Origin of the sequence: Filibacter tadaridae, from assembly GCF_900609045.1 — a bacterium.
In the GTDB taxonomy this organism is placed as follows: domain Bacteria; phylum Bacillota; class Bacilli; order Bacillales_A; family Planococcaceae; genus Sporosarcina; species Sporosarcina tadaridae.
The window spans coordinates 29,669-48,392 of sequence record NZ_UXAV01000012.1 but is presented as its reverse complement, the minus strand read 5'-3'; the positions used below and the strand labels follow the sequence as shown (position 1 = coordinate 48,392).

At 43.2% G+C, this 18,724-nt stretch carries 18 protein-coding genes and 2 other annotated features; all 18 genes read left to right on the top strand.

Annotated elements, in window-relative coordinates:
* The first annotated feature begins 31 nt into the window (after positions 1-31).
* The 18 genes from gltX to FILTAD_RS00485 all read left to right on the top strand — a co-directional run bounded on the left by gltX (position 32) and on the right by FILTAD_RS00485 (position 18,668).
* Positions 32-1,492 (top strand): glutamate--tRNA ligase, encoded by a 1,461-nt coding sequence (gltX, locus tag FILTAD_RS00570; protein WP_124068556.1) that lies wholly within the window; start codon positions 32-34, stop codon positions 1,490-1,492.
* Positions 1,493-1,609: 117 nt separating this feature from the next.
* Positions 1,610-1,827, top strand: a binding site (T-box leader).
* 50 nt (positions 1,828-1,877) lie between these two features.
* Positions 1,878-2,537 carry a serine O-acetyltransferase gene (cysE, locus tag FILTAD_RS00565; RefSeq protein WP_124068555.1) on the top strand — a complete coding sequence of 220 codons (660 nt, stop codon included), beginning with the start codon at positions 1,878-1,880 and terminating at the stop codon, positions 2,535-2,537.
* Positions 2,537-3,937, top strand: a complete 1,401-nt coding sequence (gene cysS / locus FILTAD_RS00560; protein ID WP_124068554.1) for a cysteine--tRNA ligase — start codon at positions 2,537-2,539, stop codon at positions 3,935-3,937. The genes cysE and cysS overlap by 1 nt, the downstream gene beginning before the upstream one ends.
* A 3-nt stretch (positions 3,938-3,940) precedes the next feature.
* On the top strand, positions 3,941-4,363 hold the full coding sequence (locus FILTAD_RS00555; RefSeq protein WP_282432561.1) for a Mini-ribonuclease 3: 423 nt from the start codon (positions 3,941-3,943) through the stop codon (positions 4,361-4,363).
* Positions 4,360-5,118, top strand: a complete 759-nt coding sequence (gene rlmB, locus FILTAD_RS00550) for a 23S rRNA (guanosine(2251)-2'-O)-methyltransferase RlmB (protein WP_124068553.1) — start codon at positions 4,360-4,362, stop codon at positions 5,116-5,118. Before FILTAD_RS00555 ends, rlmB begins: the two co-directional genes overlap by 4 nt.
* Positions 5,115-5,630, top strand: coding sequence for an NYN domain-containing protein (locus FILTAD_RS00545; protein ID WP_124068552.1), 516 nt, complete (start codon positions 5,115-5,117; stop codon positions 5,628-5,630). Before rlmB ends, FILTAD_RS00545 begins: the two co-directional genes overlap by 4 nt.
* Before the next feature lie 69 nt (positions 5,631-5,699).
* Complete coding sequence (gene sigH, locus FILTAD_RS00540; protein WP_238988103.1) at positions 5,700-6,350, top strand: RNA polymerase sporulation sigma factor SigH; 651 nt, start codon at positions 5,700-5,702, stop codon at positions 6,348-6,350.
* Positions 6,351-6,429: 79 nt separating this feature from the next.
* On the top strand, positions 6,430-6,579 hold the full coding sequence (rpmG, locus tag FILTAD_RS00535) for a 50S ribosomal protein L33 (protein WP_124068551.1): 150 nt from the start codon (positions 6,430-6,432) through the stop codon (positions 6,577-6,579).
* 52 nt (positions 6,580-6,631) lie between these two features.
* Positions 6,632-6,817: a preprotein translocase subunit SecE gene (secE, locus tag FILTAD_RS00530; protein WP_124068550.1), complete on the top strand. Its 186-nt coding sequence runs from the start codon at positions 6,632-6,634 to the stop codon at positions 6,815-6,817.
* A 118-nt stretch (positions 6,818-6,935) separates the two neighbouring features.
* On the top strand, positions 6,936-7,469 hold the full coding sequence (nusG, locus tag FILTAD_RS00525; protein WP_124068549.1) for a transcription termination/antitermination protein NusG: 534 nt from the start codon (positions 6,936-6,938) through the stop codon (positions 7,467-7,469).
* Positions 7,470-7,638: 169 nt separating this feature from the next.
* Positions 7,639-8,064: a 50S ribosomal protein L11 gene (gene rplK / locus FILTAD_RS00520; protein ID WP_148085371.1), complete on the top strand. Its 426-nt coding sequence runs from the start codon at positions 7,639-7,641 to the stop codon at positions 8,062-8,064.
* A gap of 120 nt (positions 8,065-8,184) precedes the next feature.
* The gene (gene rplA, locus FILTAD_RS00515) at positions 8,185-8,889 is read left to right on the top strand and encodes a 50S ribosomal protein L1 (RefSeq protein ID WP_124068547.1); all 705 of its coding nucleotides are present in this window, start codon (positions 8,185-8,187) and stop codon (positions 8,887-8,889) included.
* Between the two features lie 42 nt (positions 8,890-8,931).
* Positions 8,932-9,079 (top strand) — a sequence feature (ribosomal protein L10 leader region).
* A 33-nt stretch (positions 9,080-9,112) separates the two neighbouring features.
* Positions 9,113-9,613, top strand: a complete 501-nt coding sequence (rplJ, locus tag FILTAD_RS00510) for a 50S ribosomal protein L10 (RefSeq protein WP_124068546.1) — start codon at positions 9,113-9,115, stop codon at positions 9,611-9,613.
* A 94-nt stretch (positions 9,614-9,707) separates the two neighbouring features.
* Positions 9,708-10,073: a 50S ribosomal protein L7/L12 gene (rplL, locus tag FILTAD_RS00505; RefSeq protein WP_124068545.1), complete on the top strand. Its 366-nt coding sequence runs from the start codon at positions 9,708-9,710 to the stop codon at positions 10,071-10,073.
* Positions 10,074-10,205: 132 nt separating this feature from the next.
* A complete protein-coding gene (locus FILTAD_RS00500; RefSeq protein WP_124068544.1) occupies positions 10,206-10,808 on the top strand; it encodes a class I SAM-dependent methyltransferase in 603 nt (200 codons plus the stop codon).
* A 222-nt stretch (positions 10,809-11,030) separates the two neighbouring features.
* Positions 11,031-14,573, top strand: a complete 3,543-nt coding sequence (gene rpoB / locus FILTAD_RS00495; RefSeq protein WP_203229607.1) for a DNA-directed RNA polymerase subunit beta — start codon at positions 11,031-11,033, stop codon at positions 14,571-14,573.
* 150 nt (positions 14,574-14,723) lie between these two features.
* On the top strand, positions 14,724-18,287 hold the full coding sequence (rpoC, locus tag FILTAD_RS00490; RefSeq protein WP_427854269.1) for a DNA-directed RNA polymerase subunit beta': 3,564 nt from the start codon (positions 14,724-14,726) through the stop codon (positions 18,285-18,287).
* A 132-nt stretch (positions 18,288-18,419) separates the two neighbouring features.
* Positions 18,420-18,668 (top strand): ribosomal L7Ae/L30e/S12e/Gadd45 family protein, encoded by a 249-nt coding sequence (locus FILTAD_RS00485; RefSeq protein ID WP_124068541.1) that lies wholly within the window; start codon positions 18,420-18,422, stop codon positions 18,666-18,668.
* Positions 18,669-18,724: the final 56 nt, after the last annotated feature.

The window sequence follows — 18,724 nt, the reverse complement described above, 5'->3', positions numbered from 1 at the left end:
GTAATCAAAAACAGAACGGAGATGTACCCATATGACTTCAGAAGTACGCGTACGCTATGCGCCAAGTCCAACTGGCCATTTACATATCGGTGGGGCAAGGACAGCGCTTTTCAATTATCTATTTGCCCGTCACCACGGTGGGAAATTTATTGTTCGAATCGAAGATACGGATACAGTCCGGAATATTGAAGCTGGAGAACTATCCCAACTTGATAATTTGAAATGGCTCGGCATCAACTACGATGAATCGGTTGACATCGGCGGTTCATATGGCCCGTATCGTCAAATGGAGCGACTTGACTTATACGCGAAATATGCACAGGAAATGTTGGATGGCGGTCATGCTTATAAATGTTTCTGTACTACGGAAAAGTTGGAGGCAGAGCGTGAAAAACAAAAAGAATCGGGAATCGCGGCACCTATGTACAGTGGCACTTGTCGCAATCTAACAGTAGGAGAAGTGGCGGAAAAAGAAGCTTCTGGCTTGCCTTATACCATCCGTATGAAAGTACCTGAAGGCGTCACATACAAAGTGGAAGACCTTGTGCGTGGTACAGTGACATTTGAAGCGAAAGACGTCGGCGACTGGGTGCTTGTAAAAGCGAATGGAATCCCGACATACAACTTTGCGGTTGTTGTCGATGACCATTTCATGAAGATTTCTCATGTTTTCCGTGGCGAAGAACATTTGACGAACACACCTAAACAATTAATGATCTATGACGTATTCGGATGGGAATATCCAAGTTACGGTCATATGACGCTTATCATCAACGAAGATCGGAAAAAACTGTCCAAACGCGATGAATCCATCATCCAATTCATCTCTCAATATAAAGAGCTCGGTTATTTACCGGAAGCTATGTTCAACTTCTTTGCACTTCTTGGCTGGTCGCCGGCTGGGGAAGAGGAGATTTTCTCCCGTGAAGAATTGATCAATATTTTCGACGTAAGCCGTTTATCCAAATCACCCTCCATGTTCGATAAACAAAAATTGATGTGGACGAACAACCAATATGTAAAAAAACTAAGTCTCGATGAAGTTGTTGAACTTGCTTTGCCGCATCTTCAAAACGCAGGGCTTGTGAATACAGAAATGACGGAAAAAGAAACTACTTGGGCACGACAACTGATTGCGTTGTACCATGACCAGCTCAGTTTTGGTGCGGAAATCGTTGAACTTTCCGCCCAATTCTTTACGGACGTTATTGAATACGATGAAGAATCCCAGGCAATTCTTGCGGGAGAGCAAGTGCCGGAAGTGATGAAATCATTCAAGGGGAAACTTGAGGAGCTTGAACCATTTGATGCTGATTCCATTAAAGCTGCCATTAAAGCAGTTCAGAAGGAAACGGGCCACAAAGGGAAAAACTTATTCATGCCTATCCGTGTTGTAACAACTGGTGAAATGCATGGACCGGAATTGCAAGCTGCTATCGCATTGATCGGTAAGGAAAAAGCGATTGAGCGTGTATCGAAATACGCGGGATAATAACTATCCGTTGACTTTCGGGGATTGGCGTGTACAATGTGGTGTATACATGACAGAACAACGAACCCATTCCGACCGCTTGCATGGCCGGTAGGATAGACTTTGTATTTTACAAACACCAAAGCTTTGAGAAGGATAAGTACACAGTGCAAGCTCTACAGAGAGGATCATCACTGGCTGTAAGTGATCCGTGCCGCTGCACTGCGGAAATGCACCTTTGAGTGCCGTGCCGAAAGTAAGTAGGCCGGACGGTAACACCCACGTTAAGGGTGCCAAGCGGGGAAGCGTTAAGCTTTCCAAGCGGAGTGGAACCACGCATACAATGCGTCTCTGTCACAAGGACAGGGGCGCATTTTTTTTATTGATAAAAAAAGGGGGGAACGGCTTGTTCCGACTAATGAAAGAGGACATCCGGTGCATATTTGAGCAGGACCCCGCCGCACGAAGCACTTTCGAAGTCGTGCTCACCTATTCCGGACTGCATGCAATTTGGAATCACAGAATTGCCCATGCATTATATAAAAGAAACTTATTATTTCTAGCAAGAAGCGTATCGCAAATCAGTCGATTTTTCACAGGGATTGAAATCCACCCGGGTGCACAAATTGGACGACGTTTTTTCATCGATCATGGCATGGGTGTCGTCATCGGAGAAACATGTGTAATAGGCAATGACGTTACAATCTATCAGGGTGTTACACTTGGTGGCACAGGTAAAGAAAAAGGAAAACGACACCCTACACTGCATGACAATGTGTTAGTTGCTACGGGTGCAAAAGTGCTTGGATCGATTACAATCGGGGAAAGAAGTAAAGTTGGAGCGGGATCCGTCGTGTTAAAAGATGTCCCGCCCGATGCGACGGTTGTCGGTATTCCGGGAAAAGTCGTTATCGTGAATGGTGTGAAAATTAAGGGCAGACATGATCATCAAAATCTTCCTGATCCGGTCGCCGATACATGTGAGCGGTTGGATGCAGAAATCACATTGTTAAAAGAACATATACAACAGTTGGAAAACGTGAACAAGAAAGAGGGGGACCTATAATGGGCATTCAAATCTACAACACACTTACGCGGAAAAAAGAGCCTTTCATCCCACTGGAAGAAGGAAAAGTGAAGATGTACGTTTGCGGACCGACCGTCTATAATTACATTCATATCGGAAATGCGCGACCTGTCATCGTATTTGATACTGTCAGACGCTACTTGGAATATCGTGGATTTGATGTGGCTTATGTATCAAACTTCACAGACGTTGACGATAAAATTATTAAAACTGCTAAAGATCTTGGTGAAGAAGTTGGTGAACTGACCGACCGTTTCATCCATGCTTATTTTGAAGATGTGACAGCACTCGGTTGCGGTAAAGCGGATGTGCATCCGCGTGTAACGGATCATATCACCGATATCGTCGATTTTATCAGCGTATTAATTGATAAAGGATTTGCTTACGAATCGCACGGAGATGTTTATTATAGAACGCGCAGTTTTGACGGTTATGGGAAGTTATCTCACCAATCGACCGATGAACTGAAAATCGGTTCACGGATTGAAGAAGGCGTTAAGAAAGAGAATTCACTTGACTTTGCTCTTTGGAAGGCAGCGAAAGAAGGTGAAATTTCATGGGGAAGTCCTTGGGGATTAGGTCGACCAGGTTGGCATATTGAATGTTCGGTTATGGCTCGTGAGCATCTTGGCGATACAATTGACATCCATGCCGGCGGGCAAGACTTGACCTTCCCACACCATGAAAACGAAATCGCGCAATCGGAAGCGATGACTGGTAAACAGTTTGCACGCTATTGGATGCATAATGGTTATATTAATATTGATAATGAAAAAATGTCGAAATCACTGGGTAACTTTGTCTTGGTGAATGATATTCGTAAACAAATTGACCCGCAAGTACTACGTTTCTTCATGCTGTCCGTTCACTACAGACATCCCGTCAACTTTGCGCAAGAACTCGTTGAGAGCGCTGCGAACGGATTGGATAGAATCCGTACAGCGTATAACAACTTAAAACATCGCCTAAGCACATCCGCGGATTTGGGTGATCAGAAAGACGTTTGGATGCACAAAGTAGATGAAGTGAAAATACAATTCGAAATTGCGATGGATGACGACTTCAATACGGCGAATGCGATTGCCGCGATATTTGAGCTTTCAAAGCTTGCGAACGTCTATCTGTTGGAGAAAAATACACAGCACATTGTACTCGGTCACTTAATCTCAACGTTTGAAGATTTACTTTCGGTTCTTGGTATCCCGCTTAATGTCGATGCAGACCTTTTAGATGAGGACATCGAAATGCTGATTGAAGACCGTTTAACGGCACGTCGTAATCGTGATTTTAAACGGTCCGATGAAATACGGGATGAGTTGAAGGAACAAGGGATTATCTTAGAAGATACCGCGCAAGGTACACGCTGGAAAAGAGGCTGACAAGTGACTAATTTACGTAATATAGACGTCAAACAATTGAATGCGCTTGCGCTCGCTTATATGGGAGATGCTGTGTACGAACAAGCGGTTCGCGAACACCTATTGCGCTCAGGGCGTGTCAGACCAAATGTTTTACACAAACAAGCAACTCAATATGTATCAGCAAAAGCACAAGCGGGAATCGTAAAAATGATGCATCAAACAGGCTATTTAACTGAAGAAGAAGAAGCGGTTATGAGACGTGGACGTAATGCGAAGTCTGGATCGGTGCCGAAAAACACGGATGTCGTGACATATAATTATAGCTCAGGATTTGAAGCGGTCATCGGGTTCACCTATCTACTCGGCAGAACGGAGCGGGTTGAAGAACTAATTACTGAGTCTATTCGGTTTATCGGGAAAGCAAAGGAGGATGGAACGTTATGACAGAAATCGAATCCGAATTGATTGGTGGAAAAAACCCTATCGTTGAAGCACTGCGCTCCGGTAGGGAATTAAATAAGATTTGGATGGCGGAAGGACTTAACAAAAAAAGCATCGGGGAAATTTTGTCACTGGCTAGGGAAGCGGGTGTCATCGTTCAGGCGGTACCCAAACAAAAGCTGGATGGAATGCTTGATATGAACCATCAAGGAATCATTGCATCTGTTGCTGCGTATGAATATGCGGAACTGGAAGACTTATTCAATAGGGCGACAGAACGCGGGGAAGACCCATTTTTCATTATCCTGGATGAATTAGAGGACCCTCATAATCTTGGTTCCATACTACGGACTGCAGATGCATCCGGTGCACATGGAATTATTATCCCTAAACGTCGTTCCGTAGGTTTGACGGGGGTTGTAGCGAAAGCTTCGACAGGTGCAATTGAACATGTTCCTGTAGTGCGTGTGAATAATCTTGTGCAAACTGTAGATGAGCTGAAAAAGCGTGGTGTCTGGATTGCTGGTACCGATGTAACGGGTTCAGTGGATTATAGAGTCATGGATGCAACATTGCCCCTAGCAATCGTCATTGGAAACGAAGGAAAAGGCATGTCGCGTTTGTTGAAAGAAAAATGCGATTTTCTTTACCATTTGCCTATGGTTGGGCATGTCACGTCGTTGAACGCCTCAGTTGCGGCTTCTTTACTTATGTATGAAGTATTACGTATTCGTCAGCCGTACTCCTTGAAAAGATGAAGACCGATGTTCTCCTTGTCGATGGCTATAACATTATCGGCGCATGGCCGGAGTTGCGCCGGATAAAAGAAGAACGGTTAGCAGATGCACGAGACCGTCTTATTGAACGGATGGCGGAATATAAAGCGCATTCGGGATGGCGTGTTATTGTCGTCTTCGATGCGTATCTCATGCCAGGAATCGAAAAAAAGAAACGGCATCACAATGTAGAAATCATTTTCACACGCGAAAACGAAACAGCGGATGAACGGATTGAAAAGCTTGTTAGCGAACTCGGCAGTCGTCGAGTTCAAATTCATGTCGCGACATCAGATCTAACAGAGCAATGGGTCATTTTCGCTCAGGGTGCTCTTCGGAAATCTGCGCGTGAACTCGAAATTGAAATAGATGAAATTGATAAGATTATTACCGCGAAAGTGAAGAAATTTCAAGAGCAACGTCCATTTTCTAAGATATCTTTAACGAATGAAATTGCAGAAACTTTTGAAAAATGGCGGCGTGGAATGAAATGAACGGTTGACGCAAAAATTTTCCATACGGTATACTAGGTACAACAGCTATGATGAACCGAGGTGATCCAGTTGGCGAAAGAGACATACGTTAAAGGCGGTATATCAGATTTCACCGGATTAACTGACGGGGAAATCATTGCGATTATCCACGAAGGTAATACGGATGCATTAGACTTTCTTATTACAAAATACCAATCGTTCGTTAGATTAAAAAGTCAATCGTACTTTTTAGTAGGTGGAGACCGTGAGGATGTTATTCAGGAGGGTATGATTGGGCTTTACAAAGCAGTCCGTGACTATAAAGGAGATCGATTAAGTTCATTCAAAGCTTTTGCGGAGCTTTGCATTACACGACAAATAATCACAGCCATTAAAACAGCCACTAGACAGAAGCATATTCCATTGAATACATCTGTTTCACTGGATAAGCCAGTCTTCGATGAAGAAGCTGAACGCACGTTACTGGACGTGATTGCGGGACCGGATCTGGAAGACCCCGAAGATCTCATGATACATAGGGAAGACTTTATCCTCATGGAAGAAGAGATGAACAAAGTGTTGAGTGGCTTGGAGAAACAAGTACTACATCTTTACTTGAAAGGGCAAACTTATCAAGAGATTTCAAATGCCTTAAATCGGCAAGTGAAATCAGTCGACAATGCACTTCAACGAATAAAAAGAAAGCTCGAAAACTTCGCACAAGTCGATGTAGTCCATTGATACCGCATCACCGACGTATTGACAGAAAGCGGGTTAGATGATATCTTTAGCAAGACTATGAGTCGTATAGGGTGATAAAATGACTAAAAAAGTTATATTGAGTTGTGATATATGTGGATCGCGAAATTATTCCATTCCGACAGGCAACAACAAGTCAGAGGAACGGTTGACGCTTAAGAAGTATTGCAGTCATTGCAATTTGCATACAGTTCACAGACAGACAGCTTAGGAATTACCATGCAGATAGAAGCATTACATCTATGTTCGGGGGTAACGGTATAATGGGGAAGCTAATGGGTTTTTTGAAAAACGTCGTCTCAGAAATGAACAAGGTCAGTTGGCCAAAACGTAAAGAATTAACACGATATACGATTGTCGTTCTTTCAACAGTCGTTTTTATGGCTGTCTATTTCGGTCTTCTAGATCTCGGCATTTCGCAGGTAATTGAGTGGTATGTTGCACTATAGAAGTAGCTGTGAAAAAATAATCCCCTTGAAAAAATATCCCGTCTAATAGGTTGAACGGGATTTTTCAGTTTGTATTAAAAAAAGGAGGGACGGACGTACAGTCCTCGCTATTATGGAGATGGAAAAAAATTGGTATGTCGTTCATACGTACTCCGGTTATGAGAACAAGGTGAAAGCCAATCTGGAAAAACGTGTCGAAACGATGGGTATGTCAGATAAAATCTTCCGTGTTATCATACCGGAAGAAGAAGAAACAGATTTCAAAGAGGGTAAGAAACGTGTGTTAATGAGAAAAACGTTCCCGGGTTACGTTCTTGTAGAAATCATCATGACAGACGACTCGTGGTACGTTGTTCGTAATACACCCGGCGTTACTGGCTTTATCGGATCATCGGGCGGTGGAGCGAAACCAACTCCACTTCTTCCGGAAGAAGTCGACTTCATCCTGAAACAAATGGGTGTGAAAGATGGCAAGGCGGCTGTTGACTTTGAAGTCGGCGAAATGCTACAAGTTCTTGAAGGGCCATTCGCACATTTCCAAGGGAAAGTCGAAGAGATTGATCTCGACAAAGCCAAGGTTAAAGTAACCGTTGATATGTTCGGCCGAGAAACTAAAATGGAACTTGACTTTGATCAGGTTGAAAAATTATAAGTAATTGCCACTTGCGCGTTGAGCATAATAGTGGTATCATTTCAAAGGTCAGACTGTAAAGAAATGGTCTGGACTGATTAACCAATTCTACCGGCGTAAGCCGGCGGGCACATATTGAGTGGGAGGGGCAACCCAATTACCACATCACGGACTTAAGGAGGTGTGTTTCGTGGCTAAAAAAGTTATTAAAGTTGTTAAATTGCAAATCCCTGCTGGAAAAGCGAATCCGGCTCCACCAGTTGGACCGGCGCTAGGACAAGCTGGTGTTAACATCATGGGATTCTGTAAAGAATTCAATGCGCGTACTTCAGATCAAGCAGGCCTAATTATTCCTGTTGTAATTTCTGTATTCGAAGACCGTTCATTCACATTTATTACAAAAACTCCGCCTGCAGCAGTATTGCTAAAGGTTGCAGCTAATCTTCAAAAAGGTTCAGGTGAGCCGAATAAAAAGAAGGTAGCTACGGTAAAGCGTGATAAAGTTCGCGAAATTGCAGAATCAAAAATGCCAGACTTAAACGCAGCATCAGTTGAAGCAGCGATGGCGATGGTTGAAGGTACTGCTCGCAGTATGGGCATCACGATCGAAGACTGATCATGATCTTGTAAGGCAGCATTTCTTTGTAGTGGGGGTTGCGCTAGTTCTCTGGAACTCGCAACCCTTATTCGTGGGAGGTTCAATCCGTTAAAACCACAAATGAGGAGGAAATTTCAAATGGCTAATAAAAAAGGCAAGAAGTTCACAGATGCTAGTAAGCTTGTAGATCGTACAAAAGCATACGGCATGACAGAAGCGATTGAACTCGCTAAAAAAACGAGCACGGTCAATTTTGACGCAACAGTAGAGGTTGCATTCCGTCTTGGAATCGATACTCGTAAAAACGATCAACAAATCCGTGGTGCAGTTGTATTGCCGAACGGTACTGGTAAAACTCAACGTGTTCTCGTTTTCGCTAAAGGTGAAAAACTTAAAGAAGCTGAAGCTGCAGGTGCAGACTATGCTGGGGACTCAGAATATATCGCTAAAATCCAACAAGGTTGGTTTGATTTTGACGTAATCGTTGCTACACCTGACATGATGGGTGAAGTCGGTAAAATCGGTCGTGTTCTCGGGCCGAAAGGTCTTATGCCGAACCCGAAAACAGGCACAGTAACATTCGACGTAGCGAAAGCTGTCGGAGAAATTAAAGCAGGTAAAGTTGAATACCGCGCAGACAAAACAGGTATCATCCACGCACCAATCGGAAAAGTATCTTTTGATAACGACAAACTTGAAGAAAACTTCAAGACTGTTTTCGAAACGATTCAAAAATCGAAACCTGCGTCAGCAAAAGGCACATTCATGAAGTCAGTTAACCTGACAACTACAATGGGTCCAGCTGTAAAAATTGATGCTTCAAGTGTAAACATCAAAAACTAATATTGACAACAGATGATTCTTATGGTAAGATGACTTCTGTTATGAATATAATCATTTGTACCGTAGACAGTAGGAGCGGCGTGCCGCTTAAAATTCCTGCCGAGGACAAGACGCTCTTTTATTACTAAAGATGACGACTTTTCTACCCTCGTGCCTACATCATGTAGAACGAGGGTTTTTTCATATCGGTATAAGTGACCCCAAATTTTTAGGAGGTGTCCAAATGAGCAAAGTATTAGAAGCCAAACAAGCAGTAGTTGGTGAAATTACGGATAAGTTGAAATCAGCGGCTTCAGTCGTTGTTGTAGATTACCGTGGTTTAGATGTTAGCCAAGTTACAGAACTTCGTAAACAGCTTCGTGATGCAGGTGTAGACTTTAAAGTTTACAAAAACTCAATGTCACGTCGTGCTGCTGAAAATGCTGGACTTGAAGGGTTGAACGAACACCTTACAGGACCGAACGCAATTGCTTTTTCAAACGAAGACGTTGTTGCTCCTGCTAAAATCCTTAACGATTTTGCGAAGAAAAACGACAAACTTGAAATTAAAGCTGGCGTAATTGAAGGTAATCTTGCGACGGATGCAGATGTCAAAGCATTGGCAGAACTTCCATCACGCGATGGTCTACTTTCTATGTTACTCAGCGTACTTCAAGCTCCAATGCGCAACTTTGCACTTGTTACAAAAGCAGTTGCAGAACAAAAAGAAGAGCAGGGTGCTTAATAAAGCAGCCTGAACAACAAAATGCGGTTTAAATCCGACAAGAAAACCACTTGCGGATATCCGACAAGAAACAAACACTTAGGAGGAAAATATAATGACTAAAGAACAAATGATTGAAGCGATCAAAGAAATGACAGTTCTTGAACTTAACGACCTTGTAAAAGCAATCGAAGAAGAATTCGGCGTAACTGCTGCAGCACCTGTTGCAATGGGCGGCGGAGCTGGCGCTGGTGAAGCGGCTGAAGAACAATCAGAATTCGACGTAGTACTTGCTGCTGCTGGACAAGAAAAAATCAAAGTTATCAAAGCTGTTCGTGAAATCACAGGTCTTGGCTTGAAAGAAGCGAAAGCACTAGTTGACGAAGCTCCTAAAGCGGTCAAAGAAGGTATTTCTAAAGAAGAAGCAGAAGAAATGAAAGCTAAACTTGAAGCGGTTGGCGCATCAGTAGAAGTTAAGTAATTTCTGAATAATGAAGAGGAGCTCGCCGATTATGGACGGGCTTTTCTTCATTTTTTTATCTAGACTGATGGATTATCTGCTTTATGCGGGTGGTGAAAGTATGTATGATTTTTTCTGGAGGTGTAGTTCATAATGTCTGAACATTATTACACAAAGGATCCCAAAGTGAAAAGTGATCCAAAGGAATGGGTTGCCGAATTACGCGGAAAAACACTTCGATTCAAAACGGATGCGGGTGTCTTTAGTAAAGGGGAGGTTGATTTCGGATCACGTCTTCTTGCTGAATCATTCGTAGAACCCGGAACAGGTGGAAATATACTTGATGTTGGTTGTGGATACGGTCCAATCGGACTGTCAATTGCCGCATCTTTTCCGGAACGGAATATTCACATGGTTGATGTGAACGAACGTGCGCTTGCTCTTGCAACGTATAATTCGAAACAAAATAACATCATGAATACAATGATCTATCAGAGTGATGCATTGTCTGCGGTTATATCAGAAGGGTTTTCTGCAATTTTAACGAATCCACCTATCCGTGCTGGAAAAGAGACGGTATTTAAAATTTACGACGAAGCCTATTCGAAGTTGAAAGCGGGTGGGGAACTTTGGGTTGTCATTCAGAAAAAACAAGGGGCTCCTTCTACAATCAATCATTTGGAAGAATCTTTTGGTACAGTTGAGACAGTTGAGAAAAAGAGAGGTTATTTCATTTTAAAGGCCTCGAAATCTTGACGTATTTGTAATGCTATGATAGTGTTATAAAATGCATAAATTATTATGATGCGTTCGTATGCCCTTTTGCATGAATCTTGGTAATGATAGGCATACTGATGATGTATAAAAGATTGTTAAACCGAAAATGAGCTCTTGCCGGAACTCGTTTTCTTTTTGTTTTTTTCGATAGCATACACTATTTTCATGATTTCGGAAAGAACTATTATTGTTTTAAGAGGGGTGAAAGAGTTGACAGGTCATCTAGTTCATTATGGTCAACACCGTCAGCGTAGAAGTTTCGCGAGAATCAGCGAAGTGCTGGATCTACCGAATCTGATTGAAATTCAGACGGCATCTTATGAGTGGTTCTTGGAAGAAGGATTGCGAGAGATGTTTCGTGATATTTCTCCGATTCAGGATTTCACAGGAAATCTTTCCTTGGAATTCGTCGACTATCACCTCGGGGATCCTAAATACCCCGTTGATGAATCGAAAGAACGAGACGTAACGTATGCTGCTCCACTTCGTGTCAAAGTACGCCTTCACAATAAGGAAACTGAAGAAGTGAAGGAACAAGACGTCTTCATGGGTGATTTCCCGCTCATGACTGAAAACGGTACGTTTGTTATTAACGGCGCGGAACGCGTAATCGTATCCCAGCTCGTCCGCTCACCAAGTGTCTATTACAGCGACAAGGTAGACAAGAACGGGAAACGCGGATTCGGCGCAACTGTTATTCCGAATCGCGGCGCATGGTTGGAATATGAGACCGATGCGAAGGATGTTGTTCATGTCCGTATTGATCGGACTCGTAAATTACCGGTAACGGTACTTCTCCGTGCACTTGGTTTCTCTTCCGATCAGGAAATCATTGATTTAATCGGAGATAACGAATATCTCCGAAACACGCTTGAAAAAGATAATACTGAAGGCTCGGAGAAAGCGTTACTTGAAATTTATGAACGTCTCCGCCCGGGTGAACCTCCTACATTGGATAGCGCGAAGAACCTTTTGTTCTCTCGTTTCTTCGATGCCAAAAGATATGATTTGGCAAACGTAGGTCGCTATAAAATGAACAAAAAGCTCCATGTACAAAATCGTTTATTCAACCAAACGCTTGCTGAAACGCTAGTCGATCCGGAAACTGGTGAGATTTTACTGGAGAAAGATGAAATTATCGATCGCCGTGCACTTGACCGTCTTCTGCCGCATTTAGAGAAGGGCATTGGATTCGAGGAGATTTCCCATGCTGGTGGGGTTCTCGAAGAACCTATGACAATTCAGACAGTTAAAATCTATTCTCCGAAAAGCGAAGAGAAACAAGTCATCAATGTTATTTCTAACGCATATATCGATGATTCCATAAAAAATGTCACACCTGCTGACATTGTTGCGTCAATCAGTTATTTCTTCAACCTTCTTCACGGCGTTGGAAATACAGATGACATCGATCACCTCGGTAACCGTCGTCTGCGTTCTGTAGGTGAACTCCTTCAAAATCAATTCCGTATCGGACTTTCCCGTATGGAACGTGTTGTTAAAGAACGGATGTCTATCAATGATACGCAATCGATTGTCCCGCAACAGCTCATTAATATTCGACCTGTTATTGCATCAATCAAAGAATTCTTTGGTAGTTCACAGCTTTCCCAATTTATGGACCAGACAAATCCACTTGCAGAACTTACGCATAAACGTAGACTATCAGCACTTGGACCCGGCGGATTGACACGTGAACGTGCAGGAATGGAAGTACGCGACGTACATTATTCTCACTACGGTCGTATGTGTCCGATTGAAACGCCAGAGGGACCGAACATCGGGTTGATTAACTCGCTTTCTACGTTCGCTAAAGTGAACAAATTCGGATTCATGGAAACACCATATCGAAAAGTAGATCCTATATCGGGTAAAGTAACAGCTCAAATAGACTACCTTACTGCGGATATAGAAGATAACTATGTCGTAGCGCAAGCGAATGCAGTTTTAAGTGAAGATGGCTCTTTCGTAAACGATATTGTTGTCGGACGTTTCCAAGGTGACAATACAGTATTCAAACGTGATCAGATAGACTATATGGACGTTTCTCCAAAACAAGTCGTATCTGCTGCGACCGCTTGTATTCCGTTCCTTGAAAATGATGACTCTAACCGTGCATTAATGGGTGCGAACATGCAACGACAAGCAGTGCCTTTACTTAATCCTGAAGCACCTTTTGTTGGTACGGGCATGGAGCATGTCTCAGCACGTGACTCGGGAGCGGCTGTCGTTTCGAAACATCATGGGATTGTAGAGCATGTTGAGGCGAAGGAAGTTCGTATCCGTAGTATTGAAATGATGGATGGTAAAGAGGTAAAGGGCGACCTTCAAATTTACCGCCTGTCGAATTTCATACGATCTAACCAAGGAACATGTTATAACCAACGTCCAATCGTTTCTGTAGGGGACCGCGTTAAACCGCTTGATATTCTTGCAGATGGTCCATCGATGGAAAGAGGCGAACTTGCTCTTGGACGTAACATACTTGTTGGCTTCATGACATGGGATGGCTATAACTATGAAGATGCGATCATCATGAGTGAACGTCTTGTAAAAGACGATGTATTTACATCGGTTCATATTGAAGAATATGAATCCGAGGCGCGTGACACGAAACTCGGACCAGAGGAAATCACACGTGATATTCCAAACGTTGGAGAAGATGCATTACGTAATCTTGATGACCGCGGAATTATCCGTATTGGAGCAGAGGTACGTGATGGTGATATCTTAGTCGGTAAAGTGACGCCTAAAGGTGTGACTGAACTGACAGCGGAAGAACGTCTTTTACATGCGATTTTCGGTGAAAAAGCACGTGAAGTCCGTGATACGTCACTTCGAGTACCTCATGGAGCAGGTGGAATTGTCCTGGACGTGAAAGTGTTCAACCGTGACGATGGTGATGAGCTTCCACCGGGTGTTAACCAACTCGTCCGAGCTTACATCGTGCAAAAACGGAAAATATCTGTTGGAGACAAAATGGCAGGACGTCACGGAAATAAAGGTGTTATTTCTCGAATCTTGCCTGAGTCGGATATGCCTTACCTGCCTGACGGTACACCGATTGACGTAATGCTTAACCCACTAGGGGTTCCATCACGTATGAACATCGGACAAGTACTTGAAATGCACTTAGGTATGGCTTCCAGAAGCCTTGGTATTCATATGGCTTCGCCTGTATTTGACGGAGCGAATGAAGAAGATGTATGGGAAACGATGGAAGAAGCGAACATGGATCGTGATGGCAAAACAGTTCTCTATGATGGTCGTTCTGGTGAAGCATTTGATAGCCGTGTGTCTGTCGGTGTCATGTATATGATTAAACTGGCCCACATGGTTGACGATAAGCTTCATGCTCGTTCTACTGGTCCATATTCACTTGTTACGCAACAACCACTTGGTGGTAAAGCGCAATTCGGTGGACAACGTTTCGGAGAAATGGAAGTATGGGCACTTGAAGCATATGGTGCCGCTTATACACTGCAAGAAATCTTGACTGTTAAATCAGATGACGTTATCGGACGTGTAAAAACGTATGAAGCGATTGTCAAAGGCGAAAGTGTTCCACAACCAGGTGTTCCTGAATCGTTCAAGGTACTTATCAAAGAACTTCAGAGCCTTGGATTAGATGTGAAAATGCTTTCACTTGACTTAAACGAAATCGAATTACGGGATCTTGATGAAGATGAAGATATGCAACCGACGGATGCTTTGAATCTTGTTAAAGAGGATCAGCCTGTCTGAGTAGATATAATTGATAAAAGAGTGTAGAGAGGGGAAGACGCACGTTTCCCTCTTCTGTTTTATAAGTGCACGCTTGCTCGGAAAAGCCAATTGGAGCGATAAGATTAAAGGGAGGTACGCCCCTTGATAGATGTAAACAATTTTGAGTATATGAAAATCGGACTTGCTTCACCAGATAAAATTCGTTCATGGTCATATGGCGAAGTCAAGAAGCCTGAAACAATCAACTACCGTACATTGAAACCTGAAAAAGATGGTCTCTTCTGTGAACGTATTTTCGGTCCGACGAAAGACTGGGAATGTCATTGCGGAAAATACAAACGTGTGCGCTATAAAGGCGTCGTTTGTGATCGATGTGGAGTAGAAGTGACACGTCAAAAAGTTCGTCGTGAACGCATGGGTCACATTGAATTGGCAGCACCTGTTACGCATATCTGGTATTTCAAAGGTATTCCTAGCCGGATGGGCCTAATTCTTGACATGACACCACGTGCATTGGAAGAAATCATTTACTTTGCATCATATGTTGTTGTAGACCCGGCGGATACGCCACTTGAAAGAAAGCAATTGCTTTCTGAAAGGGAATATCGTATTTATCGTGAAAAGTACGGCACTAAATTCCAAGCACTCATGGGTGCTGAAGCGATTGAGCGTCTTCTTGCCGCAATTGATCTTGATAAGGAAACTGAATTCCTTAAAGAGGAATTGAAAACAGTTCAAGGACAGCGTCGTACACGTGCTATCAGACGTCTCGAAGTTGTTGAATCATTCCGTAACTCGGGCAATAAACCAGAGTGGATGGTTCTTGAAGTGTTACCAGTCATTCCACCTGAGCTTCGTCCGATGGTACAACTTGATGGTGGTCGTTTTGCGACTTCCGACTTGAATGATTTGTATCGTCGGGTTATTAACCGGAACAACAGACTGAAACGACTGCTTGATCTTGGAGCACCTGGCATCATCGTCCAAAACGAGAAGCGCATGTTGCAAGAAGCAGTCGACGCACTTGTCGACAATGGTCGTCGTGGCCGTCCTGTTACAGGTCCGGGTAATCGTCCATTGAAATCTCTTTCTCATATGTTAAAAGGAAAACAAGGACGATTCCGTCAGAATCTACTAGGTAAACGGGTTGACTATTCAGGTCGTTCCGTTATCGTTGTCGGCCCGAGTTTGAAAATGTACCAGTGTGGATTGCCGAAAGAAATGGCAATCGAACTGTTTAAACCATTTGTGATGAAAGAACTTGTTGAACGTGGTCTTGCTCACAATATTAAGAGTGCCAAACGAAAAATAGAGCGGCTTCATACAGAAGTTTGGGACGTTCTAGAAGACGTCATCAAGGAACATCCAGTTCTACTAAACCGGGCACCAACTCTTCACCGACTGGGTATCCAGGCATTCGAACCAATGCTTGTAGAAGGTCGTGCCATCAGACTTCACCCGCTCGTTTGTACAGCATATAACGCTGACTTCGATGGTGACCAAATGGCCGTTCACGTTCCGTTGTCTGCAGAAGCTCAAGCTGAAGCGCGACTATTGATGTTAGCTGCGCAGAATATCTTGAACCCTAAAGATGGGAAACCAGTCGTTACACCGTCCCAGGATATGGTGTTAGGTAACTATTACTTATCATTGGAACGTGCAGGTGCGGTAGGTGAAGGATCTATTTTCCATAACGCTGATGAGGCAATCATTGCTTATCAAACTGGACACGCACATCTTCATTCGCGTGTTGCTATACAAGCAAGTGCATTGAATAACCCGACATTCACTGAAGAACAGAACAGAATGTTGCTTCTGACTACAGTCGGGAAAATCATTTTCAACGAAATTCTACCGGAGTCATTCCCGTATATTAACGAACCTACGGCTTTCAATCTACAAACAGAAACACCGAGCAAGTATTTCATCGAAGGGACAGTTGACCCTAAGGAATATCTTAAAACGGCAGAAATTGTTTCACCGTTTAAAAAAGGAATCCTAGGAGATATTATCGCGGAAATATTTAAACGGTTCCACATTACGGAAACATCAAGAATGCTTGACCGGATGAAAAACCTTGGATTTAAATACTCAACACGTGCGGGAATTACAATCGGAATTTCAGATATCGTGGTTCTTCCTAACAAAGATGATATTCTGCAGGAAGCTCAGGATAAAGTAGACAAAGTCATGCAACAATTCCGCCGTGGTCTCATTACGGAAGAAGAGCGATATGACCGCGTTATCTCCTATTGGAGCCATGCAAAAGATGTCATTCAGGAAAAACTAATGAAATCTCTCGAAAATACAAATCCAATTTATATGATGAGTGATTCAGGAGCTCGGGGTAACGCATCAAACTTTACGCAACTTGCGGGTATGCGTGGATTGATGGCCAACCCGGCTGGACGTATCATTGAACTTCCAATCAAGTCGTCATTCCGTGAAGGTCTGACAGTACTTGAATACTTCATCTCAACTCACGGAGCACGTAAAGGACTTGCAGATACAGCACTTAAGACAGCCGACTCTGGTTACTTAACACGTCGACTTGTTGACGTAGCGCAAGACGTTATTGTTCGTGAAGATGATTGCGGTACGGACCGAGGTCTGGAAATCGGCGCACTTATGGAAGGTGCAGAATTGATTGAAGGATTGGATGAACGTATTGTAGGCCGTCATACGAAGAAAACAATTTACCATCCAGAAACGGGCGACATATTGCTTGCGAAAGATGAATTGATTACAGAAGATGTGACGCGTACAATCATTGAAGCCGGATTTGAAAAAATTACAATCCGTTCGGCGTTTACTTGTAATACGAAGCACGGCGTATGTAAAAAATGTTACGGCATTAACTTGGCAACAGGTGAAAAAGTCGAAGTCGGCGAAGCAGTTGGAATTATTGCGGCGCAGTCTATCGGTGAGCCAGGAACACAGCTTACAATGCGTACATTCCATACCGGCGGTGTTGCGGGAAGCGATATTACACAAGGTCTTCCCCGTATCCAGGAAATCTTTGAATCGCGAAATCCGAAAGGGCAAGCAGTCATCTCGGAAATCAAAGGTACGATTACTGAAGTTGACGAAATTCGTGAAGGTCAAAAAGAGGTTACAATTCAGGGAGACGTTGAAACGCGTAAATACCTTACGCCGTACAATGCCCGCCTGAAAGTTGATGTCGGAGATTTGATCGATCGAGGAGAAGTTCTTACGGAAGGTTCCATCGATCCGAAAGAGTTAATCATCGTCAAAGACGTAGCAACAGTTCAAGAATATCTATTGAAAGAAGTTCAAAAAGTATACCGTATGCAAGGTGTTGAAATCGGTGATAAGCACGTAGAGGTAATGGTTCGTCAGATGCTTCGTAAAGTACGAATTATCGAAGCGGGTGACACAGATCTTTTACCAGGCTCTTTACTCGACATTCACCAGTTCTCAGAGGCGAATGCACCAGTTCTCAAAGCTGGGAAAGTACCAGCAACATGTCGCCCTGTTATTCTCGGTATTACAAAAGCTTCACTCGAAACGGAATCATTCTTGTCTGCAGCTTCGTTCCAAGAAACAACACGCGTCTTAACGGATGCAGCTATTAAAGGAAAAACCGATGAACTTCTTGGTTTGAAAGAAAACGTTATTATCGGTAAATTAGTGCCTGCCGGAACAGGTATGCAACGTTACCGCCATATCGTTTTGGAACAAGAAGAGAAAAAGGTTCTTGTTAAAAAGTAATCCTGAAGTGAAGGTCAATACGGGGGATGAAAAATGCCTCCGTTTTTCCCTTTATGTGTTGACAGGTAAATTTTCAAGTGATAATATGTAAAAGGTTGATAGTTGAATGTCTGTACTTTGGAGGATATGGAAATGTCTTATGAAAAAGTTGAGCGGGCAAAGAAGACAATCATCGGTACAAAGCAGACAGTGAAAGCGATCCGAGCAGGAATAGTGACGGAAGTCATTATTGCGCAGGATGCAGAAGAACGGATTGTTACTCCAGTATTGGAGGAAGCCGCACTTCACAGCATTCAAGTGACGCATGTCGATTCAAAAGAAAGACTTGGAAACGCGTGCGGCATACAAGTTAGTGCAGCCGTGGTTGCGATTACTGGATAATAGTTTTTGTGCAATGAAAGCACAAAGACTTTGTTTTTACCCCAAAAATGAACCAC